At 64.3% G+C, this 24,297-nt stretch carries 18 protein-coding genes and 1 tRNA gene; 6 read left to right on the forward strand and 13 right to left on the reverse strand.

The window, feature by feature from the left end; all coding sequences use genetic code 11:
- Positions 1-22: 22 nt before the first annotated feature.
- Positions 23-589: a TetR/AcrR family transcriptional regulator gene (locus tag H3H37_RS20210; protein ID WP_182165871.1), complete on the reverse strand. Its 567-nt coding sequence runs from the start codon at positions 587-589 to the stop codon at positions 23-25.
- A 258-nt stretch (positions 590-847) separates the two neighbouring features.
- On the opposite strand from H3H37_RS20210, the gene H3H37_RS20215 reads away from it, so the two are divergent.
- The 3 genes from H3H37_RS20215 (at position 848) to H3H37_RS20225 (ending at position 4,156) form a co-directional block, all read left to right on the forward strand.
- The gene (locus H3H37_RS20215) at positions 848-1,738 is read left to right on the forward strand and encodes a LysR family transcriptional regulator (RefSeq protein ID WP_182165873.1); all 891 of its coding nucleotides are present in this window, start codon (positions 848-850) and stop codon (positions 1,736-1,738) included.
- 210 nt (positions 1,739-1,948) lie between these two features.
- Positions 1,949-3,217 (forward strand): dicarboxylate/amino acid:cation symporter, encoded by a 1,269-nt coding sequence (locus tag H3H37_RS20220; protein WP_182165875.1) that lies wholly within the window; start codon positions 1,949-1,951, stop codon positions 3,215-3,217.
- Between the two features lie 63 nt (positions 3,218-3,280).
- Entirely contained in the window at positions 3,281-4,156 is an 876-nt protein-coding gene (locus H3H37_RS20225) for an amino acid ABC transporter substrate-binding protein (protein ID WP_182165877.1), read from the forward strand.
- A gap of 43 nt (positions 4,157-4,199) precedes the next feature.
- On the opposite strand, the gene cuyB is transcribed toward H3H37_RS20225, so the two are convergent.
- On the reverse strand, positions 4,200-5,711 hold the full coding sequence (gene cuyB / locus H3H37_RS20230; RefSeq protein ID WP_229218933.1) for a cysteate racemase: 1,512 nt from the start codon (positions 5,709-5,711) through the stop codon (positions 4,200-4,202).
- Positions 5,712-5,963: 252 nt separating this feature from the next.
- On the opposite strand from cuyB, the gene H3H37_RS20235 reads away from it, so the two are divergent.
- A complete protein-coding gene (locus H3H37_RS20235) occupies positions 5,964-7,373 on the forward strand; it encodes an aspartate ammonia-lyase (protein ID WP_375540022.1) in 1,410 nt (469 codons plus the stop codon).
- Between the two features lie 139 nt (positions 7,374-7,512).
- A complete protein-coding gene (locus H3H37_RS20240) occupies positions 7,513-8,505 on the forward strand; it encodes a porin (protein WP_182165881.1) in 993 nt (330 codons plus the stop codon).
- A 66-nt stretch (positions 8,506-8,571) separates the two neighbouring features.
- On the opposite strand, the gene H3H37_RS20245 is transcribed toward H3H37_RS20240, so the two are convergent.
- The 7 genes from H3H37_RS20245 to H3H37_RS20275 all read right to left on the reverse strand — a co-directional run bounded on the left by H3H37_RS20245 (position 8,572) and on the right by H3H37_RS20275 (position 18,152).
- A tRNA-Pro gene (locus tag H3H37_RS20245) sits at positions 8,572-8,648 on the reverse strand.
- A 105-nt stretch (positions 8,649-8,753) separates the two neighbouring features.
- The gene (locus tag H3H37_RS20250; RefSeq protein ID WP_182165883.1) at positions 8,754-9,461 is read right to left on the reverse strand and encodes a fumarylacetoacetate hydrolase family protein; all 708 of its coding nucleotides are present in this window, start codon (positions 9,459-9,461) and stop codon (positions 8,754-8,756) included.
- Positions 9,462-9,517: 56 nt separating this feature from the next.
- Positions 9,518-10,129: a TetR/AcrR family transcriptional regulator gene (locus tag H3H37_RS20255; protein WP_182165885.1), complete on the reverse strand. Its 612-nt coding sequence runs from the start codon at positions 10,127-10,129 to the stop codon at positions 9,518-9,520.
- A 56-nt stretch (positions 10,130-10,185) separates the two neighbouring features.
- Complete coding sequence (locus H3H37_RS20260; RefSeq protein ID WP_182165887.1) at positions 10,186-11,670, reverse strand: efflux transporter outer membrane subunit; 1,485 nt, start codon at positions 11,668-11,670, stop codon at positions 10,186-10,188.
- Positions 11,671-11,675: 5 nt separating this feature from the next.
- Positions 11,676-14,810, reverse strand: coding sequence for an efflux RND transporter permease subunit (locus H3H37_RS20265; protein WP_182165889.1), 3,135 nt, complete (start codon positions 14,808-14,810; stop codon positions 11,676-11,678).
- Positions 14,811-14,825: 15 nt separating this feature from the next.
- Positions 14,826-15,983: an efflux RND transporter periplasmic adaptor subunit gene (locus H3H37_RS20270; protein ID WP_375540023.1), complete on the reverse strand. Its 1,158-nt coding sequence runs from the start codon at positions 15,981-15,983 to the stop codon at positions 14,826-14,828.
- A gap of 243 nt (positions 15,984-16,226) precedes the next feature.
- The gene (locus H3H37_RS20275) at positions 16,227-18,152 is read right to left on the reverse strand and encodes an MFS transporter (protein ID WP_182165893.1); all 1,926 of its coding nucleotides are present in this window, start codon (positions 18,150-18,152) and stop codon (positions 16,227-16,229) included.
- A 273-nt stretch (positions 18,153-18,425) separates the two neighbouring features.
- On the opposite strand from H3H37_RS20275, the gene H3H37_RS20280 reads away from it, so the two are divergent.
- On the forward strand, positions 18,426-18,986 hold the full coding sequence (locus H3H37_RS20280) for an outer membrane protein (RefSeq protein WP_182165894.1): 561 nt from the start codon (positions 18,426-18,428) through the stop codon (positions 18,984-18,986).
- Positions 18,987-19,052: 66 nt separating this feature from the next.
- Here the strand turns inward: H3H37_RS20280 and H3H37_RS20285 are convergent, their stop codons facing one another.
- The 4 genes from H3H37_RS20285 to H3H37_RS20300 all read right to left on the reverse strand — a co-directional run bounded on the left by H3H37_RS20285 (position 19,053) and on the right by H3H37_RS20300 (position 24,238).
- Positions 19,053-20,129: an AbrB family protein gene (locus H3H37_RS20285; RefSeq protein WP_182165896.1), complete on the reverse strand. Its 1,077-nt coding sequence runs from the start codon at positions 20,127-20,129 to the stop codon at positions 19,053-19,055.
- Positions 20,130-20,151: 22 nt separating this feature from the next.
- Positions 20,152-21,225, reverse strand: coding sequence for an ABC transporter ATP-binding protein (locus H3H37_RS20290; RefSeq protein ID WP_182165921.1), 1,074 nt, complete (start codon positions 21,223-21,225; stop codon positions 20,152-20,154).
- A gap of 28 nt (positions 21,226-21,253) precedes the next feature.
- Complete coding sequence (locus H3H37_RS20295; protein ID WP_182165898.1) at positions 21,254-23,029, reverse strand: ABC transporter permease; 1,776 nt, start codon at positions 23,027-23,029, stop codon at positions 21,254-21,256.
- Between the two features lie 105 nt (positions 23,030-23,134).
- The gene (locus tag H3H37_RS20300; RefSeq protein ID WP_182165900.1) at positions 23,135-24,238 is read right to left on the reverse strand and encodes an ABC transporter substrate-binding protein; all 1,104 of its coding nucleotides are present in this window, start codon (positions 24,236-24,238) and stop codon (positions 23,135-23,137) included.
- Positions 24,239-24,297: the final 59 nt, after the last annotated feature.

Raw genomic sequence — 24,297 nt, forward strand, 5'->3', positions numbered from 1 at the left:
CATTTAATGAGCAAAAAAAAAGTTAATCGAGGAACATCCGTTGAAACGCCTTGAAGCCGCTGATCTTGTAGGCCTCAGCGCGGTTGGGCTCCATGGCAGCGAACTGGATGGTCACATCGGCAATCGCCACCAGCAATGCATCGCCAAAGCGCGGGCTATTGCCTGCGAGGATCTCACTACTCGCAAGCGCCTCCGCCAGGCCGACGTCCGGAAACATCGCGACATCGGCGGCGCGCGTCTCTTCCGTCAGGATTTCCGTCACGCTCAATTGTGCGGTCGCACGGTGCCAACTCCGGTTCGCCAATCCCCAATCGATATAGCGGTCCCAGATTGCCCTCGCCCGCTGCGGCAAGGGCTGTGACGCTTCGAATGCCTGGCTCAAGGCCTGGGTCATCTGCTCGCACAGGAACAGATAAGTCTCATTTAACAACGCTTCTTTGCTGGGAAAATAGCGGAACAAGGTGCCTTCGGCAACACCGGCCATTTTGGCGATCAGGGCTGTCGAGGCGCCAACACCCCGCTCCGCCACTGCCGCCGCAGCAGCTTCAAGCAGATGCTTTCTCTTTTCCTCACTTTTTGGGCGTGCCATATGCGATCTTCCGAACCCTCCATAACGGAGTGATCACTCATTTTAGCACAAGAGCGTCGCGATTCGGCAAGCCGGGAGGAAATTTACGCCGCGCGCGTCGTGGTATCGTAGAAATATAGCTTGCGACTGCCGATACGCTCAGGCTCGAACCCGTCCAATACGGCATCTATGCAAGTTTGCGCTACCGTTATGAATTTCGAGCATAAGCAATCATTGCGCTAACCGTATAATGAGCTTGGGTTACGGAGGTTGGTTTTCATGGACATCAAATGGCTGGAAGACTTCTTAAGCCTTGCACAAACACGCAATTTTTCGAGATCGGCCAGTGACCGCAACGTCACGCAGTCGGCCTTCAGCCGACGCATCCAGGCGCTCGAAGCCTGGGTTGGCGCCGACCTGGTTGACCGTAGCAGCTATCCTTTAGTCCTGACCCCGGCTGGCAAGCTATTTAGTAGCTCAGCCACAGAAGCGATGCGCCAATTGAATGATGCGCGTGCCGTATTACGGGTTGAGGAAAACAAGGGGCAAGTCCTGCGCGTCTCCGCAGGCCACGCCCTGGCACTGAATTTCTTCCCGAATTGGCTCAACTCGTTGCAGATGCCTAACGACCACTTGCGTGTCCGTATTCTCCCCACCAACGTGCACGACTCCGTGCTCTCGCTCATTGAGGGCAATTGCGATCTGCTATTGTGCTACCACCACGCCGAACTGCCGATTGAGCTTGATGCCCAGCGCTTCACGTTCAAGCACATCGGCGACGAAACCGTGATGCCAGTGTCGATACCCGGCCGCTCGGGATCGCCGGCATTCTCTCTGCCTGGCGCGAAAAACATTCCTGTGCCATACCTCGGCTATACGCCGACCTCGTATTTTGGACGTGTGGTTCAGCGTATTCAGTCCCGTGTGGATCAGCCATGCTGTCTGCAGCACTACTACGAGAGCGATCTGGCAGAGCTATTAAGGACAATGGCCCTTTCCGGTCACGGCGTTGCCTGGCTTCCCGAAAGTTGCATCGCTCAGGATCTGGCGGAAGGGACGCTGGTCCGCGCCGGGGGCGATCAGTGGTCCATGAATCTCGAAATACGCATGTTCCGCACGCTCGGCCCCGGCAAGCCATTACTTGAGAGCGTCTGGAATCAACTGCCGTAATTTCTCCGCCAAACTCTGGCCAGGCTTCCATCCATGCGCCAGCTTCGATTTGCAGTTTCGGAATAGTTATATGCCGAAGTAGCATAAATCAGCCGTCCCGCAATCCTACACTGGGTGCATCTCCAAAGGTCTTTCCGTGGAAATACTCCACCGGTCAGCCCGCAGGAGCCACCTAAAAATACAGTTCTTACCAATGGGAGCGGGACAAGCATGAGAAGCGTTAAATTAACTACATGGATTATGATCGCCATGATCCTGGGGATCGCGGTGGGCGCAGTCTGCCACGGCCAAGCCGCCACGCCAGCCGACGCCAAGGATATCGCCGGCTATTTCAGCCTGGTCACCGACCTGTTCCTGCGACTGATCAAAATGATCATCGCTCCGCTGGTATTGGCCACCCTGGTCAGCGGCATCGCCAGCATGAACGATGGCAAGGCCCTCGGCCGCATCGGCGTCAAGGCCTTCATCTGGTTCGTGCTGGCCTCGCTCGTTTCGCTGTCGCTGGGCTTGCTGTTTTCCAATCTGCTGCATCCCGGCCAGGCGCTGGGCCTGCCTTTGCCCGAACTGGGTTCGGCGACCAAGCTGAGCACCGCGAACTTCAGCCTCAAGGATTTCGTGACCCACCTCGTTCCGAAGAGCTTCTTCGAAGCGATGGCGAATAACGAAATCCTGCAGATCCTGGTGTTCTCCCTGTTCTTTGGCTGCGCCGCGGCGTCCGCGCGACCGGGGGAAGCGCGCACGGTGGTCACATTCACGGACGAGGTGACTGGCATCATGCTGCGGCTCACCGGCTACGTGATGCGCTTCGCCCCGCTCGGCGTGTTTGCCGCGATGGCGGCGGCGATCACCGTACAGGGCTTCGGCGCGCTGGCCACCTACGGCAAGTTGCTGGGGAGTTTCTTCCTGGCCTTGGCGGTCCTGTGGACGGTGTTGATCGTCGCCGGCTTCGCCTTCATCGGGCCGCGCGTCTTCACGCTGCTGTCCATGCTGCGCGAACCCATCATGCTGGGCTTCTCGACGGCCAGCAGCGAATCCGCTTATCCCAAGCTGCTGGAGCAATTGGAAAAGTTCGGACTGGATAACAAGATCACAGGCTTTGTGCTGCCGCTCGGTTACTCGTTCAATCTGGACGGTTCCATGATGTATCAATCGTTCGCCGCGCTCTTCATCGCCCAGGCCTACAACATCGACATGTCGCTCACCCAGCAGCTGACCATGCTGTTGGTCTTGATGGTGAGCAGCAAAGGCATGGCGGGCGTGCCGCGCGGCTCGCTGGTGGTGGTCGCGGCCGTGCTGCCCATGTTTGGGCTGCCGGAAGCCGGACTCTTGCTCATCATGGGCATCGACCAGATCTTCGACATGGCGCGCACCGCCACCAATGTGCTGGGCAATGGTATCGCCACCGCGGTCGTGTCCAAGTGGGAAACCAGTCCGGTTGCCCTTGCCGCAAGCCAGCCGGCGATCGCCGCCGTCCCCTGAGCAAGCCTCGTCCACTAAGCCACCGGCTCAGCCGGTGGCTTTATTTCATTGATGGAGTTATCCATGTCCCTCACTTCAAAATTCTCAATCGGCGCCCTGCTCTGCTTCGGCATGTCCACGCTCTGCCACGCGGAACATCCGGCCGGCACCCTGCAAAAAATCGCAGCCAATGGCACCATCGTCGTGGGTTACCGCCCCGCCTCGGTGCCGTTTTCCATGCGTAACGGAAGCGCGGCACCCACTGGTTACACGCTCGATCTGTGCGCGCATATCATCGACAATATCCGCAAGGAATGGGCGCCGGACCTCAAGGTAAGGTATGTGGAGGTCAAGTCAAGCGACCGCATCCAGAAGCTGGTGGATGGCGAGATCGATCTGGAATGCGGCTCCACCACCAATACCCGCGAGCGCGCGGAACAGGTCACCTTCGCCAATACGACGTTCGTGACATCGAGCCGGATTCTGACGCATGCCTCCAGCACCATCAACAGCGTGGCCGGGTTGAAAGGACATCGCGTCGCCATTGCACAGGGCGCCAGCGTGGCGCCGCTGCTGAGCAAAATCGATGTCGAACAGGGATTGAACATCCACTATGTGCGGGTGAAGGACTTCACCGATGGTTTCGAGGCGCTCGACAGCGGCAAGGTGGATGCCTTCGTCAGCGACGATATTCAATTCGCCCAGTACATCGCGCACTCCACCCACCCCAAGGACTATGCGATCGTTGGCGCCCCCCTCTCAATCGACGCGCTGGGGATCATGATGCGGAAGCAGGATGTCCAGTTGCACGGCATCGCCAATCGAACGCTGTCGGCGCTGGTGGCCAGCGGCGAGTTCAACAAGATCTATGCCAAATGGTTTATCACGCCGTCGTTGCAGTTTCCAATGAGCGAGGCGCTGAAAAAACTGTTGAAAAATCCAAGCAATCAGGCACTTTGAAGCGCCTGGGCGGGCAGCGGTGGCTGCCCGCCTTTCTCCCCCCTTACGCGCCGCCGCGCGCCAGTTCAACACAGCGTCGCGCCAGGATCGCGGTGGGGTCCAGCAGCACGATACGGCGTTCTCCAAGCGGAAACGCCGCATCCTCCCGCAACAGCAATGGCAGTTCGGTGCAGCCCAGGATCACCACGCTGGCGCCGGCCTGCACCAGGTGGTTCAGCGCCAGCATCAGATCCGCCCTGCACTCCCCCTCCAGATAGCCGGCCTTGATGCCCCGCTCGCCATAGATGGCGCGCATCACCAATGCCTGATGCGCCTGGTCCGGGACCAGCAGTTCAAACGACGCGCCAGCGGCCGCGTCATGATAGACGCGGCTCTGGATGGTGCCGCTGGTCGCCAGCAAGCCCACGCGTCGATGCTCCGGGTGGTGCCGTGTGATGTGATGGACCGTTTCGTGCAGCATGTTTATGATCGGCACGGCGACCTGCGCACTGATACGCTGCAGATAAGCGTGGGCGGTGTTGCAGGGAATCGCGATCAGGTCGGCATGATTGGCTTCCAGGCGCTTGCAGGCGGCGTAGATTGCCAGGGTGGGGTCCTCGCCGTCGCCGATCAGGTTGGCGGTGCGGTCGGGGATCTGCGGGTTGTGCTCGACGATTAATTTGACGTGTTCCTGATCCCGGTCGGCGCTCGTATTCACGATGATCTTGTCCATAAAATCAACCGTCGCGGCGGGACCGACACCGCCGATGATGCCGATCTTGAACGACTGCGGCGGCATCTGCTCGCGGATCGCGAGCGCGTAGTCGACGTAGGCCTGGTTGCTGTCCATCGCCGGTATGCCGGCGACATTCAGCAGGCTCGCTATCATAGCGATTTCCGTGGTGCCGGGCACGATCAAATCCGCGCCTTGCGCCATCAGGCTACGGCACGCTTCCAGCAGCAGCGCCACCGCCCCCGGCGACCGGTCATGGGCTTTCAACCCTGCCTGGCCATACACCGCCTCCATCACGCGATCGCGCTGTACCTGCGGCGAGGGATAGAGCACCCGATACCCGGCCGGTTCCAGATGCCGCTCGAACAGCCGCTGGCCGAGCACATAGTCGGAGGTCAGCACGCCGACGGTGCGCGCCGCGGGGGCGTTTTGCCGGAGCGCCGCCAACAGGGCATCCATCAGACTGATGATCGGCAGGCGCAGCTCAATGCGCAACTGGTGCAGGAAGGTATGGCTGATAAAGCAAGGCAGCATCGCGCAGTGCGCGCCCGCCCCTTCGTAGCGCTGCAGCATATCGTAGATGTAGAGCATGCGGCCAGCCAGTTCGGGCGCGCCGCCTTCCAGCCGGCCCTCGCCCTGGAACGGATGCTGCTCATATAAAACGGCATAGTCGCTGGCGTGGCCGCCCGCTGCGATGCTGCGCAACAGTTTGCCGTGCACGTCGGCGCCGGCCAGCGCGCCGAGACCGCCAATGATGCCGATGCAGATCTTCGCGGCGCCGGTGGAAGTGGGGAATGTAGGTGTAGGAGACATGGGCTTTGTGGTATGCGGGAGATAGCTCATACGATATCCATGTCCGACCGCCAAGTTATGCAATTTAGACCTGACCCCATGCGACGCAGGCATAGCAACGTAGCCGGCGCAATGCGACGCGGTTCGGGCTCGATCGCCGGAGCTGTGGCATTCCCGTATGACATCAATGTATGCTGAATCGGCATAAATGCCTGGCATCGCGTCTCTAGAATCACTTCCATCCGCTGCACCCCAACGCGGCGTTGGCGAAGTCCCATTCAAGCAAGGAGAGACAGGATGAGCATGGCAACACGAATAGAACACGATCTGCTGGGCGAACGCACCGTGCCCGACAGCGCGTATTACGGCATCCACACATTGCGGGCGCTGGAAAACTTCCCGGTTTCCGGCACGCCCATTTCGCAATGGCCGGGCCTGATCATCGCACTGGCGATGGTCAAACAGGCGGCGGCGCTCACCAACCACAAGCTGGAGCTGTTGAGCAGCGCGCACCTCGACGCCATCGTCGCCGCATGCCAGCAAATCATCGAAGGCGAGTTTCACCAGCACTTCGTGGTCGACATGATACAAGGCGGCGCCGGGACCTCCACCAATATGAACGCCAATGAAGTGATCGCGAACCTGGCGCTGGATCTGCTGCGCCAGCCGCGCGGGGCCTATCATGTGCTCCATCCCAACGAGCATGTGAACCTGAGCCAGAGCACCAACGATGTCTACCCCACCGCGCTTCGGCTGGCGACCTACCGCGCGATGGATGACCTGGTGGCGGCGATGGACGTGCTGAAACTGGCGTGCCGCACCAAATCCGCCGAGTTCGCCGATGTCATCAAGATGGGACGCACCCAGCTGCAGGACGCGGTGCCCATGACCTTGGGACAGGAGTTCGCCACCTATGCCGTGATGCTGACCGAAGACCAGGAACGCCTGCGCGAGGCGGCGATGCTGATGTGCGAGATCAACCTGGGCGCCACGGCCATCGGCACCGGCATCAACGCCCACCCCGATTATGCGGAGCTGGTGTGCGTCGCGCTGCGCCAGATCAGCGGCGCGCCGCTGTCGACCTCGATAGACTTGGTCGAGGCGACCCAGGACGTGGGCGCCTTCGTCCAGCTGTCCGGCGTGCTGAAGCGGGTGGCGCTGAAGCTGTCGAAGATCTGCAACGACCTGCGCCTGCTGTCGAGCGGACCGCGCGCCGGCTTCGGCGAGATCAACTTGCCGGCCATGCAGGCCGGCTCCAGCATCATGCCCGGCAAAGTCAATCCCGTCATTCCCGAGGTGGTCAATCAGATCGCCTTCGAAGTGCTGGGCAACGACGTCACGGTCAGCTTCGCCGCCGAAGCCGGCCAGCTGCAGCTGAACGCTTTCGAGCCCATCATCGGCTACAGCCTGTTCAAGAGCATCAGCCACCTCACCGTGGGATGCACCCTGCTGGCGACGCGCTGCATCAACGGCATCACCGCCAATCGCACCGCCCTGCAGGCCAGTGTGGAAAACTCCATCGGCCTGGTGACCGCGTTGACTCCCTACATCGGCTACGAAGCCGCCACCCGCATCGCTCAGCTTGCACTCAGCAGCGGCCGGGGCGTGGCGGAACTGGTCGTCGAACACGGCCTGCTGACCGAGTCCGAATTGCGTCAACTCCTGCAACCGGCGCAGTTGACCAGGCCGCGGCTATCGCCGCTGGCCGCATAGACGACACGCAGAACCACCCTTACCGATTGTCCTGACAGACAGGCGTCCTGCCGGGCGCCGGGAGGACGCGCACGCCTGTCAACGGCCACACCGGCCTTGCTCATCTTTTTATAACAACGTTTCAAAACAGGGAGAACACATGAAATCGCACACCACCTGCCTCGCGCTCATCGGATGCCTTTGCGGCGTCGCCTCGGCGCAATCCAACGTCACCATCTACGGTATCGCCGACGCCGGCATCGTGCGCGAAACCGGCGGCGCCGCCGGCAGCGTCAGTCGCGTGAGCAGCGGCGTGGGCTCCGGCTCGCGCCTGGGCTTCAAGGGCAAGGAAGACCTTGGCGACGGCCTGAGCGCCTTCTTCCAGCTGGAAAACGGCTACAACATCGACACCGGCAGCGCCGGCCAGGGCGGACTGTTGTTCGGCCGCCAAGCTTTCGTCGGCCTGTCCGGCAAATATGGCGCCATCTCGCTGGGGCGCCAGTATTCACCGCTGTACACCACGTTGCGCGATGTCGTGGACCCGTTTGAAAGCGGCTTGGCTGGCAATGTCAACAACATCATTCCCGGCAATACGCGGGTCGACAATATGGTGGAGTACAAGACCCCACGCTACGCGGGTTTTGCCGCCGATGTGGCCTACGGCGCGGGAGAAGCCGCTGGCGACAGCGCCAGGAACCGCACATTGGGCGCGGCGCTCAGCTACGCCGATGGCCCGTTGAATGTGACGCTGACCAACCATATCAAGGAAAATGCCGACGCCAGCGATAGCGCGCGCTACAGCCTGGTCGTGGCAAAGTACAAGGTCGGCGCGTTCAGCGTGGACTTCGCACACGGCGTCACCCACGGCCTGGCGGGCGCCCGCAGCAAGGACGATGTGCTGGGCGGCACCTGGTCGACCGGCCCGCACACGGTGCTGGCCTCGTATATCCGCCATGACGATCAAACCGCCGCCAACAAGGATGCGCATCAGTGGGCGGTAGCTTATTTGTACGGGCTGTCCAAGCGTACCGACCTCTATCTGAGCTACGGCCATATTGACAACCGCAACGGCGCCGCCTATACGGTGGGCAATGGCACGGATACGGGGACGGGTAACACCGGCACCGATATTGGCATCCGCCATCGCTTCTAATTTTCCTGCTGCCTGGAGAAAACGAAAAAGGCCAACCCGAAGGTTGGCCTATCTCGTTGATTCTATTGGTCGGGGCGAGAAGATTCGAACTTCCGACCCCTTGCACCCCATGCAAGTACGCTACCAGGCTGCGCTACGCCCCGACTAGGCAAGCATTATAGCAGCCCGCTTATCCTTTTGCCATACTTGCGGAAGACCTTTCCACAATAAACCTTACATTTAGCTCGGATATTCCCGGGCCGAAACGCTCACACCAGCTTGACGGCCAGTTCCGGCAAGCCATCCACCCGCCCGACCAGCGCCTGGCCGCGCACCACGGCGCCCACGCCTTCCGGTGTGCCGGTGAAAATCAAGTCCCCCGGCTCCAGCGCGAACAAGGTCGACAGGTTGGCAATCGTCTCGCTCACGGACCAGATCAGGTGGGCAATGGTGCTGTCCTGCTTGCGCACGCCGTCCACGTCCAGTGTGATGGTCGCGTGGTTGATGTCGCCCGCTTCGGCCGCGCGCACCAGTGTGCCCACGGGCGCGGAGAAGTCGAAGGCCTTGCCCACTTCCCACGGCCGGCCGGCGTCGCGCATCTTGAACTGCAGGTCGCGGCGCGTCATGTCCAGGCCCACGGCGTAGCCGTAGATGTGACGCGCGGCGTCCTCCACGGCGATATTGCGGCCGCCCACGCCCAGCGCCACGACCAGCTCGCACTCGTAGTGCAGGTTGGCCGTGGCCGGCGGATACGGCAGCTCCAGCACCTGCCCCGGCGCGACCGGCACCACGGCCTGCGCGTCGTTCGGTTTGCAGAAGAAGAACGGCGGTTCGCGCTCGGGATCGTAGCCCATCTCGCGCGCGTGCGCGGCGTAGTTGCGGCCGACGCAGTAGACGCGCCGCACGGGAAAGCGCTGTTCAGTGCCGGCCACAGGCAGGCCGACGATGTCATGGGCAGGGAAAACGTAGGAAGTCATGCGGGTTCCTTACAGGTGATTGGGCAACGGGTATAACCTTCGGCAAGCGCGGCGCGCTACGACAGCAGCAAGGCGGAGAGCCCGACGCGGTAGGCGCGCTTGAGCGCGGCCTTGTCCAGTTCCGGATAGTGCAGCGCCCGCAGCGCCAGCCCCTGGAACAGCGCGACCGTCGCCTCCAGCCGGCCATCGATGGTGACATCGTCGGCATCCAGGCCGTGCCGCTCGCGCCCTGCCTTGACGATGGCGCGGAACTGCGTCCGCATGCGGCGGTCCGCATCCACCAGCACGGCCGCCACCTTGGGATTGCGCGACGCTTCGGCGAAGATTTCCAGCTTGAGCTTCCAGAATTCCGGCGCCATGTGTTCGTCGACGGAGTTATCGCTCTCGTCGACGATCGCTTGCAGCGGATCGTCCTTCTGCTCCAGGTCGCGCAGCAGCAGCGCCACGCGCTCCACTTCCTCTTCCACGAAGGCCGCGATGATGGCGTCCTTGCCGTCGAAGTAGTTGTAGATATGGCCGGCGCTCATGCCGGCCGCCTTCGATATCTCGGCCATGCTGGCGCCGTGGAAGCCGCTGCGGCTGAAACAGGTGGCCGCCGCGTCGAGCACCTGCCTGCGGCGGCTCTGCGCCCGTTCCGGGTCCGTATGGCGTTTTTCCGTGATGCTCATGGCTGCTTTCGTGATATCTGGTTCAGGCGATACTGTGGACAAGCCGGCGGCGTTTGTCAATTTGCGCGCGTGCGGGCACCTGCTCCGACGCCTGCGCCGGCGCCCGCCGCAGCCACCTGCCCACCGCCCTCCTCCTGCCAGCCGCCGCCCAGCACCTTGTACAGCGTGACGGCATTGCTGGCCTTGGCCAGGCGCGCCGTGATCAGGCTTTGCCGGGCCGCGTACAGCGCGCGCTGCGACACCAGCGCGTTCAGGTAGGACTCGGCGCCCTTCTCATAGCGCGCCTCGTGGATGCGGAAGCTCTTGTCCGACGCGTCGGCCAGCGCCTGCTGCGAGGCCAGTCGCTCGTCCAGCGTGCCGCGCTGGGCCAGCGCGTCGGCCACGTCGCGGAACGCGCTCTGGATCGCCTTGTCGTATTTAGCGACAGCGATGTCGCGGTCCACCTTGGCGATAGTGAGGTTGGCGCGGTTGGCGCCGCCGTCGAAGATCGGCAGGCGGATCTGCGGCATGAAAGTCCACGCCGAGGAGCCGCCCTTGAACAGGCCGGCCAGATCGCCGCTGGCGCTGCCCGCCGTCGCCGTCAGCGAAATGCTGGGGAAGAAGGCGGCGCGCGCAGCGCCGATGTTGGCGTTGGCCGCGCGCAGCGTCCGTTCCGCCTGCAGCACGTCGGGCCGGCGCAACAGCACGTCGGACGGCATGCCCTCCGGCAGGCTGGCCGTTTGCGTCACTGCTTCCAGTTCGCCCTGCGGCAGCAAGTCATCCGGCACGGCGCCGCCCACCAGCAGCGTGAGCGCGTTGCGGTCCTGCGCCACTTGCGCCGTGTAGACGGCCATCTCGTTGCGGGCCGCCTCCACGCTGCTTTGCGCTTCGTACATGTCGACGCCGGAGGTGGCGCCAGCGGCAAAGCGGCGCTGGCTCAGTTCATAGCTGATCTGCTGGCTCTTGAGCGTGTCGGCCGCCAGCGCCAGCCGCTGCTGGTCCGCCACCAGCGTCAGGTAGCTGTTGACCACCTCTGCCACCAGGCTGATTTGCGCGGCGCGGCGCGCTTCCTCCGTGCCCAGGTAGGTTTGCAAGCCCGCCTCGGACAGGTTGCGTACCTTGCCGAAGAAGTCCAGCTCATACGATGCCACACCCAGCCCGCCGCTGTACTGGCGGCTGATGGCTGCTTCGCCATCCGGCCGCATGTTGGCCGGCGTCCGTGCCGCGTTCTGGCTCATGGAAGCGGATACGGACGGCAGCTGCGCCGCGCTGGTCACGCCGTACTGGGCGCGTGCCTTCTCGATATTGAGCGCAGCCACCCGCAAGTCGCGGTTGTTGGCCAGCGCCAGCGCGATCACCTGGCGCAGGCGCGCATCGGTGAAGTAGTCGCGCCAGGCGATATCGGCGGCGGCCTGCGTTCCGGGCGCGGTGGGCGCGGGCTTGTAGGCGTCGCCAGACGGCCAGGCTTGCGCCACTGGCGCCAGCGGCTGCTGGTACACGGGCGCCAGGCTGCAGCCGGACAGCAGCACGGCCGCCGCGATGGAAATCAAGGTCTTGTTCATATGCTTTACTCCGCAACAGCGGTTGGAGCCACCACCCCGCGCTTGGCGGCGAACAGGCCGCGCACCAGCACGAAGAACAGTGGCACGAAGAAGATGCCGAGGAAGGTGGCCGACAGCATGCCGCCCAACACCCCCACGCCAATGGCGTTCTGGCTGCCCGAACCGGCGCCGTTGGCCACGGCCAGCGGCAGCACGCCCAGGCCGAACGCGATCGACGTCATCAGGATGGGGCGCAGCCGCAGGCGCACGGCCTGCAGCGTGGCCTGGTGCAGCGGGATGCCCTGCTCCTGCAGCTCCTTGGCGAATTCCACGATCAGGATCGCGTTCTTGGCCGCCAGACCCACCACGGTCAGCAGGCCGACCTGGAAGTACAAGTCGTTCGACAGGTGGAAGGCCCAGGTGCCCAGCACGGCGCCGATCACGCCCAGCGGCACCACCAGCAGCACCGAGAACGGCACCGACCAGCTTTCATACAACGCGGCCAGGCACAGGAACACGATCAGGATCGAGATCGAGTACAGGGCCGGCGTTTGCGCGCCCGAATCGCGTTCCTCGGTCGACAGGCCGGTCCACTCGTAACCGATACCCGGCGGCAGCTGGGCCGCCATCTTCTCCATCTCGGCCATGGCCACACCCGAGCTCTGGCCCGGCGCCGGCATGCCCAGGATTTCCACGGACGGCATGCCGTTGTAGCGTTCCAGGCGCGGCGAGGCGTAGATCCACTGGCCGCTCGCGAAGGCGGAGAACGGCACCATCTCGCCGGCCGCATTGCGCACGAACCATTTGCCCAGGTCTTCCGGCACCATGCGCGCATCGGCCTGGCCCTGCATGTAGACCTTCTTCACGCGGCCACGGTCGACGAAGTCATTCACATATGCGCCGCCCCACGCGGTGCTGAGCACCTTGTTGACGTCGGCGATGGCCAGGCCCAGTGTGGCGGCCTGCTGCTGGTCCACCGTGATCTTGTACTGCGGCGTGTCTTCCTGGCCGTTGGGACGCACGCCCACCAGCAGCGGATTCTTGGACGCCATGCCCAGCAACTGGTTACGGGCCGCCATCAGCGCGTCGTGGCCCACGCCACCCTGGTCCTGCAATTGCAGGTCGAAGCCGCTGGCGTTACCCAGCTCCAGCACGGCCGGCGGTGCGAACGCGAACACCATCGCGTCCTTGATGCGCGAGAACGCGCCCATGGCACGGCCCACCACGGCCGGTGCGCGCAGGGTGGCGCCCTTGCGCTCCTCCCAGTCCTTCAGGCGCACGAAGGCGATACCCGTGTTCTGGCCATTGCCGCCGAAGCTGAAGCCGGCCACCGTGAAGATGGACTGCACGGCATCCTTTTCGTCCACCATGAAGTGATGTTCAACCTGGTCCAGCACCTTCAGCGTGCGCTGCTGGGTGGCGCCGGTGGGCAGTTGCACCTGGGCGAACAGCACGCCCTGGTCTTCCGCCGGCAGGAACGAGGTAGGCAAGCGCATGAAGGCCAGCGCCAGCACGGCCAGCAGGATCGCGTACAGCGCCATCGAACGCCCGCCGCGGCGCAGGATCGCGCCCACCCAGCCCTGGTAACGGCTGCTGCCGCGCTCGAAGCTGCGGTTGAACCAGCCGAAGAAGCCGGTGCTGGCCGCATGATGACCCTTTTCCACCGGCTTGAGGAAGGTCGCGCACAGGGCCGGCGTGAACACCATCGCCACCAGCACCGACAGCACCATGGCCGACACGATGGTGACGGCGAACTGGCGGTAGATCACGCCGGTGGAGCCGCCAAAGAAGGCCATGGGCACGAACACGGCCGACAGCACCAGGGCGATGCCCACCAGCGCGCCCGTGATCTGGCCCATCGATTTGCGGGTCGCCTCCTTCGGCGACAAGCCCTCTTCCGTCATCACCCGTTCCACGTTCTCCACCACCACGATGGCGTCGTCCACCAGCAGGCCGATGGCCAGCACCATGGCGAACATGGTCAGCGTGTTGATCGAATAGCCGAGTGCCGCCAGCACGCCGAAGGTGCCCAGCAACACAACCGGCACGGCCATGGTCGGGATCAGCGTGGCGCGCACGTTTTGCAGGAACAGGTACATGACGAGGAACACCAGCACGATGGCCTCGGCCAGCGTCTTGACCACTTCCTCGATCGACAGCGTGACGAACGGCGTGGTGTCATAGGCCACCACGGCCTTCATCCCGGCCGGGAACTGCTTGCCCATCAAGTCGATCTTGTGCTTGACGGCGGCGGCCGTGTCGAGCGCGTTGGCGCCCGTGGCCAGCTTGATCGCCACGCCGGTGGCGGCATGGCCGTTGTAGCGCGCCACGGTGTTGTAGCTTTCGCTGCCCAGCTCCATGCGGGCCACGTCGCGCAGGCGCACGGTGGCGCCGTTGGCGGAGGTCTTGAGCAGGATGGCGCCGAACTGTTCGGCCGTCTGCAAACGGCTTTGCGCCGTCACGGTGGCGTTCAATTGCTGGCCCGGCACGGCGGGCGCGCCGCCCAGCTCACCGGCCGACACTTCCGTGTTCTGCGCCGTGATGGCCGCGCTCACGTCGGCCGGCGTCAACTGGTAGCTTTGCAGCTTGGCCGGATCGAGCCAGATGCGCATCGCGTACTGGGAACCGAACAGCGTCACGTCGCCTACGCCCTGCACGCGGCTGAGCGGGTCGATCACGTTGGCGGCCACGTAGTCACCCAGGTCGGCCTGCTTCATGCTGCCGTCCTCGGAGATGAAGCCCAGCACCATCAGGAAGTTCTTGGTGGCCTTGGACACCACCAGCCCCTGCTGCGTCACGGGGGCCGGCAACAGTGGCGTGGCCAGTTGCAGCTTGTTCTGCACCTGCACCTGCGCGATGTCGGGATTGGTGCCGTTCTGGAAGGTCAGCGTGATGTTGATGCCGCCGGCCGAATCGCTGGACGAGGACATGTAGCGCAAGCCGTCGATGCCCTTCATCTTCTGTTCGATCACCTGGGTGACGGCATCTTCCACCGTGCGGGCCGAGGCGCCGGGATAGGAGCCGGTGATGGAAATGGACGGCGGCGCGATGCTAGGGTACTGCGACACGGGCAGCCCGTGGATCGCCAGCGCGCCGGCCAGCATGATGACGATCGCCACCACCCACGCGAAGATGGGCCGGTCGATGAAAAATTTAGCCATGACTATGCCCTCGCCTTACTGCGCGCTCTTGGCGTTGGCCGGCATGGCGCCGCCTGCGGCGACGGCGGCCGGCGCGGCCGGTGTGGCAGCCACAGTGGCGGGCGCGCCCGGCTTGACCTTCTGCACGCCTTCCACGATCACGCGGTCGCCCGCGCTCAGGCCAGCCGTCACCAGCCATTTGTCGCCCAGCGTGCCGCCGGTGGTGAGGATGCGCTGCTCCACCTTACCGTCCTTGTTCAGCACCAGCGCCGTCGCCTCGCCCTTGGGATTGCGCGACACGCCCTGCTGCGGCACAGCGATGGCCTGTTCGTCCACGCCGTTTTCCAGCACGGCGCGCACGAACATGCCGGGCAGCAGATCATGCTTGGGATTGGGGAACAGCGCGCGCAGGGTCACGTTGCCTGTGCCCGGGTCGACGCTGGCGTCCGCGAACTGCAGCTTGCCCTGCTGCGCGTACTTGCTGCCGTCGGCCAGGATCAGGCTCACTTTGGCCTGCCCGCCCGACTGTTTCAGGCTGCCCGATTCCAGCGCGCGTTTCAGGCGCAGCATTTCGGTGCTGGTCTGGGTCACGTCCACGTAGATCGGATCGAGCTGCTGCACGGTGGTGAGGGCGGCGGCCTGGCCGGCCGTCACCAGCGCGCCCGGCGTCACGGTCGAGCGGCCGATGCGGCCACTGATGGGCGCTTCCACCCGCGTGTATTTGAGGTTGATGGCGGCCGCCTCCACGGCGGCGGTGGCAGATTCCACTTCCGCCTTGGCCTGCTCATTGGCGGCGATGGCGTCATCGAGTTCCTGGCGGCTCACGCCTTCGATCTGCACCAGTTCCTTGTAGCGCGCCGCCTTCGGGCCGCTGGTCAGCAGGTTGGCGCGGGCCTTGGCCAGCGCCGCCTTGGCCGAGTTGTAGGCCGCCTGGTAGCTGGCCGCGTCGATCTGGTACAGGGCGGCGCCGGCCGCCACATCGGCGCCTTCGACGAAGCGGCGCTGCTGGACGATACCGCTCACCTGCGGGCGCACCTCGGCCACCTGGAACGCGGCCGTGCGGCCCGGCAGTTCGGTGGTGATCGGCAGCGCCTGCGGCGTCACGGTGAATACGCCCACTTCCGCCACCTGCGCATGAGGTGCTACGGCCGTGGATGGGGAGCAAGCGGCCAGCAGGCAGCTCGCGCTAAGCATGAAAACAGCGCCGGCACGGCAGCGAAGTTGCGTTGTGAGCAAGGCTTTCATTGTTCTTTTCCGATTCAACAATTAATCCAGTTGATAGAATGAACGATCATTCTAATATCGTCAAGAAACGTTTTGTAAGCCAAATGTAACCGTGCAAAGAAAACCGGGGTCAGGTCATGCCATTAAGCAAGATGCGCGTATCTTGCTTAATGGCATGACCTGACCCCGGTTTTGGGCCTGCGGTGGGTGTGGTTATTTCCAGCCGCCGCGCAGTTCGCGCACTTGCTGGTACAGGTATTCGGGCGTCGCGTACTGCGGCTCCACGGGCTGGCCCACGGCCAGCGCCAGCCGCGAACGCAAGCCTTTGCGGAAGGTGCGCTCCAGCACGGGCTGGGCGCCCCGGCTCAGCAAATGGCCCCACAGGCCGCGCAGCGCCATCGGGATCACCGGCACTTGCGAGCGCGCGACGATCTTGGCGATGCCGCCCTTGAATTCGTTCATGTCGCCCGTGGTGGTCAGCTTCCCTTCCGGGAAGATGCACACCAGGTCGCCCTCGTGCAGGGCCTGGGCGATGTCGACGTAGGCTTTCTCCATCAGCCACGGATCTTCCTTGGCCGGTGCGATGGGGATGGCGCGCGCCGTGCGGAAGATCCAGCCCAGCAGCGGCAGCTTGAAGATGCGGTGGTCCATCACGAAGCGGATCGGGCGCGGGCTGGCCGCGCCGATCACGATCGCGTCCACGTAGCTCACGTGGTTGCACACGAGGACCGCCGCCCCTTCGGCCGGAATGCGGTCGGCGTTGATGCATTTGACCCGGTGGACGGTGTGAATCAGCATCCAGGCCAGGAAGCGCATCAGGAATTCCGGCACCAGCGAGAAGATGTAGGTCGCCACCAGCGCGTTCATCAGCGCCGTGGCCAGGAACAGTTCCGGTATCGTCAGTCCCTGCCCCAGCAGCACGATGGCCACGCCGGCCGCCGCCACCATGAACAGCGCGTTCAGGATATTCATGCCGGCGATGGTGCGCGACAGGTGGCCCGGCTCGCAGCGCACCTGGATCAGCGCGAACAGCGGCACGATGAAGAAGCCGCCGAACATGCCGATCATCAGCACGTCGGCCAGGATGCGCAGCGTGCCGTGCAGCGCCAGCCAGTCGAACGCGCCCAGCCGCGCCCCGCCCTGCTGCATCAGCGCGGCCGCCACCTGCCCACCCGTGTGCGCGAAGCCCACGCTGGACAGGTACAGGTCGATGCCGAACACGGTCAGGCCGATGGAGCCGAACGGCACCAGCCCCAGCTCCACCTTGCGCCCGGACAACTTCTCGCACAGCAGCGAGCCGGCGCCCACGCCCAGCGAGAAGATGGTCAGCAGCAGCACGAACACGCCATGGTCGCCGTGCAGGTAATCCTTGGCGTACACGGGGAACTGGGCCAGCACCAGCGCGCCGTAGAACCAGAACCACGAGTTGCCCAGCATGGACAGGAACACCACCCGGTTCTGGCGCGAGAAGCCGATGTTGCGCACCGATTCGGCCAGCGGGTTGCGGCTGATGCGCAGCGTGGGATCGGCGGCCGGCGTGTGCGGGATGCGGTAGCTGGCGATCAAGCCCAGCACGGCCGTCAGCAGCGTGCCGCCGGCCGTCAGCAGCAGGCCGGCCGGCTTTTGCATCACCAGGATGGCGCCCAGCACCTCGCCCAGCAGGATGCCGACGAAGGTGCCCATCTCCGTCACGCCGTTGCCACCGATGAGTTCTTCCGTTTTCAGGTGCTGCGGCAGGTAGGCGTATTTGACGGGACCGAACAGCGTGGAGTGGATGCCCATGCCCACCACGGCGGCGATCAGCAGCCACAGGATGTGCTGCATCCAGCCGATGGCGGCCACGCCCATGATGGCCAGCTCCAGCCATTTGACGAAGCGGGTCAGGCCCGATTTCTCGAACTTGTCGGCCATCTGCCCGGCCGTGGCCGACAGCAGCACATAGGGCAGGATGAACAGGCCGGGGATCAGGTTGGTCAGCAGCGACGGCTTGAGCGTGGTCCAGCTTAGCGCATCGTAGGTGAGGATCACCATCAGCGCCGTCTTGAACAGGTTGTCGTTGAACGCGCCCAGGAACTGGGTCCAGAAAAACGGGGCAAAACGGCGTTGCGACAACAGGGAAAACTGGTTGGCTTGGCTCATGTTGGGGGCGGTGGATGGCAATGGATAGAGAACATACAACAGTCGCCTCCCCGCCGCAATGGCGCGACCACGGCGCATTGATGGCCATCGAAGCCGCGTGGCCCGCCTGACGCCCTCCTGAATTTGCCAAATTGGAAGAAACATTCCATTAAGCAAAAATAACTATTGCTGCAATAACAATCAGCTAGTAAAATTTCAATTTCCGTGCAGCAACAGCGTGGTGCGCAGCGCCCGCCTGTGGTGCCGCGCGGCTTACCCATTAAGGAAATTCATATGAAACACAGCATCATCATCGCCGCCATCGCCGCTGCCGTGGCCGCGCCCCTGGCCGCTCAAGCCCAGAACGCCTACGTTGGCGCCAACATCGGCCGCGCCGAACAGAAATTCGACATCCCAAGCGGTTCGGGCACGGAAAACACCACCGGCTACAAACTGTATGGCGGCTACGAATACACCAAGAACGTCGGCGCCGAAATCGGCTTCGTCGATTTCCGCAAAGTGGAAGGCTCGGAATCGGGCTACGGCGCCTCGTCCAAACCAACGGCCATCTACGCCGCCGCCACCGGCACCTTCCCGCTGAACGCGCAAGTGTCGCTGTTCGGCAAACTGGGCCTGGCCTACAACCGCGCCAAGATCGAAGCCTGGCTGCCAGGTCAGTTCTACAGCACCACCAAGAACAAGACCAACGCCATGATCGGCCTGGGCGCATCGTTCGCGCTGGACCAGAAGATCACCTTCGTGGCTGAATACGAAAACTTCGGCAAAGTCGCCGAGCAAAACGATCTGAGCGTCAAAGCCGACCTGCTGTCCGTCGGCGTGCGCGTCAAGTTCTAAGCTGCACCAAGCAGAACAGGCCCTGGCCTGATGCAGACAAGCCGGCCATTGCGCCGGCTTTTCTTTTTAGCGGCGCGCCACGCGCCGCAGCAGGCGGAACAAGGGGCCGATGGTCAGCACCAGCACCACCATGCGCGACACGTGGAATGCGGTGACGATGGGCACACCCAGCCGCAAGGTCTTGGCCGTCAGCGCCATCTCCGCGATGCCGCCCGGCGATGTGGCCAGGATGGCCGTGCCGGGATGGATGCCGGCGCCCCGCGCCAGCAACAGCCCAAAGGCGGCCGCCAGCGCCATCGCCAGCGCGTTGCAGGCGGCCACGCTGGCCAGGAAGCGCGGCGCCGCGCGCAGGAACGCGGGCGAGAACCGGCAGCCGAGCGAGGCGCCGATGAACAACTGGCCGCCCCGTATCATCCACTCGGGCAGGCGGCTCAGGTGGATGCCGCTAGCCGTCAGCGCCAGCGCCGCCAGCAGCGGGCCGATGACCCAGGCATTGGGCATGCCGGTGCGCTTGCACAGCAACGCCGCCACGCTGGTCAGCGCCACCAGCAGCAGCAAGCCGCCGATATGCACCTCGGCCGCGCCGGGCAGGTACACATCGTCGCCCAGCGCCAGCCCATGGTTGCCCCACCAGCGCACGGCGAACGGGATCACGGCCACCACCAGCATCACGCGCAGGCTGTGCGCGGCCGCCACCCGCTCCACGCTGGCGCCATGGCGTTCACCCTGCACCGCCATCTCGGACGCGCCGCCGGCCGCCATCGCGAAGAAGGCGGTGGTGCGGTCGGTGCGCGCCAGCTTATGCAGCATATAGCCGCTGCCCCAGCCCAGCGCCAGCGCAAAGGCCACGGCCAGCGCGATCAACCAGGCAAAGTCCGATAAGGCCAGCAGCACGGGCGCGGTGAAATACAGGCCCAGCGCCGTGCCGATGGCCCACTGCCCGGCCTCGCGCGCACGCACGGGCGCGCGCAGGTCGCGCCCGCCCAGGCGCAGCGCGGCCGTGGCGAACAGCGGGCCTATCATCCACGGCAGCGGCGTATCGAGCCACAGGCACAGCGCGGCGCCGGCCAACGACACCAGCAGCGCCGCCAGCCAGGCCTGCACTTCCGTCCCGCCGCTGCCGGACCAGCCGAACCACTTCATGCCGCGGGACTCCCAGCCATCCTCAGAACACCCAGAGCTTGTCGGCCGGCAGTTGCAGCCAGTAGCGGCCCGGTTCCAGCTTGTAGCGCGAGTGGGCACGCAGGCTGATCTCGGGGCCCGATTCGCTCTTGAACAGGCACTCGAAGCGGTCGCCCAGGTACATGCAGGTCAGCAGCGGCAGTTCGATCGCGTTCTCCACCGGCGTGGCGCTCACGCGCACTTCCTCCACGCGGATGATGGTGGCGCCTTCGGCGCTGGTGGAGGCGCCGCGCGCCGTGGCTTGCAGTGTGGCGCCATTCACGTCCAGTTGCACGCGGCTGCCGTTGCGCTGCACGATGCGGCCCGGCAGGCGGTTGTTACTGCCCATGAATTCGGCCGTGAACAAGGTGTCGGGCGTCTCGTACATGCTTTGCGGGGTGCCCTGCTGTTCGATCCGGCCGTTGTTGAGCAGCAGGATGCGGTCGGAAATGGCCATGGCCTCGGCCTGGTCGTGGGTCACCATCAGCGCCGACAAGCCGAGGCGCACGATCAGCTCGCGCAGGAAGGCGCGCGCCTCCTCGCGCAGCTTGGCGTCCAGGTTGGAGAGCGGCTCGTCCAGCAGGATCACGGGTGGGTTGTACACCAGCGCGCGGGCGATGGCCACGCGTTGCTGCTGGCCGCCGGACAACTGGTGCGGGAAGCGCTCGCCCAGGTGGCCCAGTCCCAGCTGCTTGAGCACTTCGTTGACGCGTTCGGCGATGTCGGCCGCGCCCATCTTGCGCAGCTTGAGGCCATAAGCCACGTTGTCGAACACGGTCTTGTGCGGCCACAGCGCGTAGGACTGGAACACCAGGCCCAGGTTGCGCTGCTCGGCCGGCATCTCGAAGCCGCGTTCGCCCTCGAACACGCGGCGGTCGCCGATGTCGATGGTGCCCAGCTTGGGGCTCTCCAGTCCGGCCACGGCGCGCAGCAGCGTGGTCTTGCCGCTGCCCGAAGGCCCCAGCAGCGCCACCACTTCGCCCTTTTGCAGATGCATGGACACGCCCTTGAGGATGGGATTGGCGTGGGCGCCGCTGCCGTAATCGAGGTGCAGTTCGTTGACGCTCAGTTCATTCATGATCAGGTCTCGTTTCATGGCTAGGTTCTCAGTTGTGCAGTTTGACGCCAAAGCGCAGTGCGATACCCAGGCCGATGGCGACCAGGGAGATGTTAATGAAGGACAGGGCCGCCACCAGGTCGGTCGAACCGCCGGCCCACAGCGACACCAGCATGGCGCCGATCACCTCGGTGCCGGGCGAGAGCAGGTACACGCCGGTCGAATATTCCCGCTCGAAGATCAGGAACACCATCAGCCAGGCGCCCAGCATGCCGTATTTGATCAGCGGCAGCGTCACGTCGCGCGTCACCTGGCCGCGGCGGGCGCCCACGGCGCGCGCCGCTTCCTCCAGCTCCGGCCCCACCTGCAGCAGTGCCGTCGAAATCAGGCGCATGCCGTAGGCCAGCCACACCACGGAGTAGGCCAGCCACAGCGCGAAGATGGTCGAGCGCAGCGAGCGCAGGACAGGAATCGCATGCTCGCTGAGCCAGAGCGCGACACCGTTGTCCATCCCCTTCAGCATGCCGTCCAGCCAGCTCGGCACGAACAGGAACACCCACAGGAACGACAGACCCGCCAGCAGGCCGGGAATGGCGCGCGGCACCAGCACGCTGTAGTCGAGCAGGCGGGTGATGCCGTCCGGCTTGCGGTGCATGGCCAGCGCGATGCCGCTGTAGCAGATCACGGCCAGGCCGCCGCCCACCACGCCGATCAGGATGGTGTTGAGGATGCCGCGCATCAGCGACGGCTGCTCCAGGATTTCGCGGAAGTGGTCCAGCGTCAGCACGTCGGCCAGGCGCACGCCCTCGCCCCAGTACTGCACGAACGAGCGCAGCACGATGCCCGAGATCGGCATCACGATGGTGAACAGCAGCCAGGCGGCGATCAGCGCGAAGGCCAGCCACTTCCAGCGGCCCAGCGGCATGGACTTGGTGCGCGCGCCCTTGCCCTTGATCGACACGTATTTGTTGGCCGACTTGAGCAGCCAGCGCTGCAGCATCACCAGCGGCATGGTCACCATCACCAGGCACACGGCGACGGCGGCCATCAGGTGGTAGGACGGCGTGCCCAGCTTGTTGGTCAGCTTGTACAGGTAGGTGGCCAGCACCAGGTGGCCTTCCGGGTCGCCCAGCACCAGCACCAGGCCGAACACCTCGAAGCCGAGGAAGAACACCAGCACGGCCGCATAGGCCAGCGCCGGCATCACCATCGGCAGCGACACGTTGAGCATCACCTGCAGCGGCGAGGCGCCGGCCACGCGGGCCGCCTCCTCCACGTCCGAACCGAGGCTCTTCAGCGCCGACGAAGCGTACAGGTAGACGTGCGGCACGTGGGTCAGGCCGGCGATCACCACGATGCTGGTGAACGAATAGATGTTCCAGGGGATGAAGCCCAGCAGGTCCTTGGCCCAGGTGGAGTAGAAACCCACCGGCCCCATGGATACCACGTAGCCGAAGCCCATCACCATCGGCGAGACGAAGATCGGCACCAGCAGCATGGGCGCGATCCAGCCGCGTCCCGGCAGGTCGGTGCGGATCATCAGGAAGGCCAGCATGCCGCCCAGCGGCACGGCGATCACCGCCAGGCCGGTGGCCAGGATCAGGCCATTCTTGAACGCGACGATGAAGTCGGGATCGTCGAAGATGAAGCGGTAGGCGTCCAGGCCCAGCTCCTTGCCCGGCACGAAGAACGGCGCCGACAGGAAGCTTTGGTAGAAAATCAGGATCAGCGGCACGAAGATGGCGAGCGCGGTCAGCGTCACCACCACTCCGCGCGGCCAGTTCAGGCTGCGCCGGCCGGAGCCGGGGATGGTCATCGTTTGCATGTGAGGATACCTTCAGGCGCGGCGCGTGCTGGCGCCGTCGCACGTTATGACGGAGGGGTGATGCGGCCGCCGGCGCGGGCCGGCGGCGGGCCGTTCAGAGGCCTCTTACTTTTTACCGGCCGTTTCTTTCCACTGCTTGAGGAAAGCCATGCGCTTGGCGGGGCCAAGGAATTGCAGCACGATGGGGTGCACCGGCACCGGCTTGACGTTGTCCTTGCCGATCTGCTTGATCAGGTCGGCCGAGGTGGTTTCGCCGGTCACGTCGGCGCGGATCGCGTACAGGCGCGAATCGTTGGCGACGATGGTCTGGCCGCGGTGCGACAGCATGTAGTCCAGCCACAGCTTGGCGGCGTTGACGTTCTTGGCGCCCTTGTTGATGAACAGCACGCGCGACAAGATCAGCGTGTAATCCTTGGGCAGCACCACGCCGATCGACGGGTCGGCCTTGGCGCGCACCAGCGCGTAGGAGCCGAGCACGTTGTAGCCGATCAGGTTCTCACCCGAGGAGATGCGCTCCATCATGGTGCCGGTGGACGACTGCACGCGCACCTTGGAGGCGCCGAAGGCGTTCTCCAGGTCCGGGAACTTGGTGCCCAGTTCGCGCGCATCCTGGGTCATGAACATGAAGCCGACGCCCGATTTTTCGATGTCGTAGGTGGTGACCTTGTCCTTGAACTTGGGCTGCTGGATCAGTTTGGCGAAGTCGGCGTGGTTCTGCGGCACTTCCTTGGCGTCCAGCAGCCGCTTGTTGTAGACGATGGCGGCCGGCTCGAACGTGGTACCGTAGGCCTGGTCGTCCCAGATGGCCCAGCCGGGGATCTTGGACGCTTCCACCGATTTGTATTTGAGCGCGTAGCCGTCCGAGGCCAGGCGCATCTGCAGGTCCATGGCCGAGGACCACATCACGTCGGCCGTGTTGCCGCCGGCCGCCACTTCCGAGATGAAGCGGTTGTACACCTCGGTCGAATTCATGTCGTTGTATTCGATCGTGATGCCGGGGTACAGCGTGTTGAAGTCCTTGATCAGCGGCTGGGTGGCCTTGCTGTCGGTGGCGCCGTAGATCACCAGCTTGCCCTCTTTCTTGGCGCCGTCGATGATCTTCTGGTAGTCGGCCGGATAGCCGGCCGGCACCTGGGCCAGGGCGGCGGTGGCGAATGCGGTGGCCAAGGTGGTGGCCACTGCGGCGGCCAGGGTGGTTTTCAACATCATGTTTGTCTCCGTTGGTTTTTGTACTGCCCGTTGCAGGCTAAGTTACTGTTTATTCACTG

The organism is Rugamonas brunnea (genome assembly GCF_014042345.1).
Taxonomy (GTDB): domain Bacteria; phylum Pseudomonadota; class Gammaproteobacteria; order Burkholderiales; family Burkholderiaceae_D; genus Rugamonas; species Rugamonas brunnea.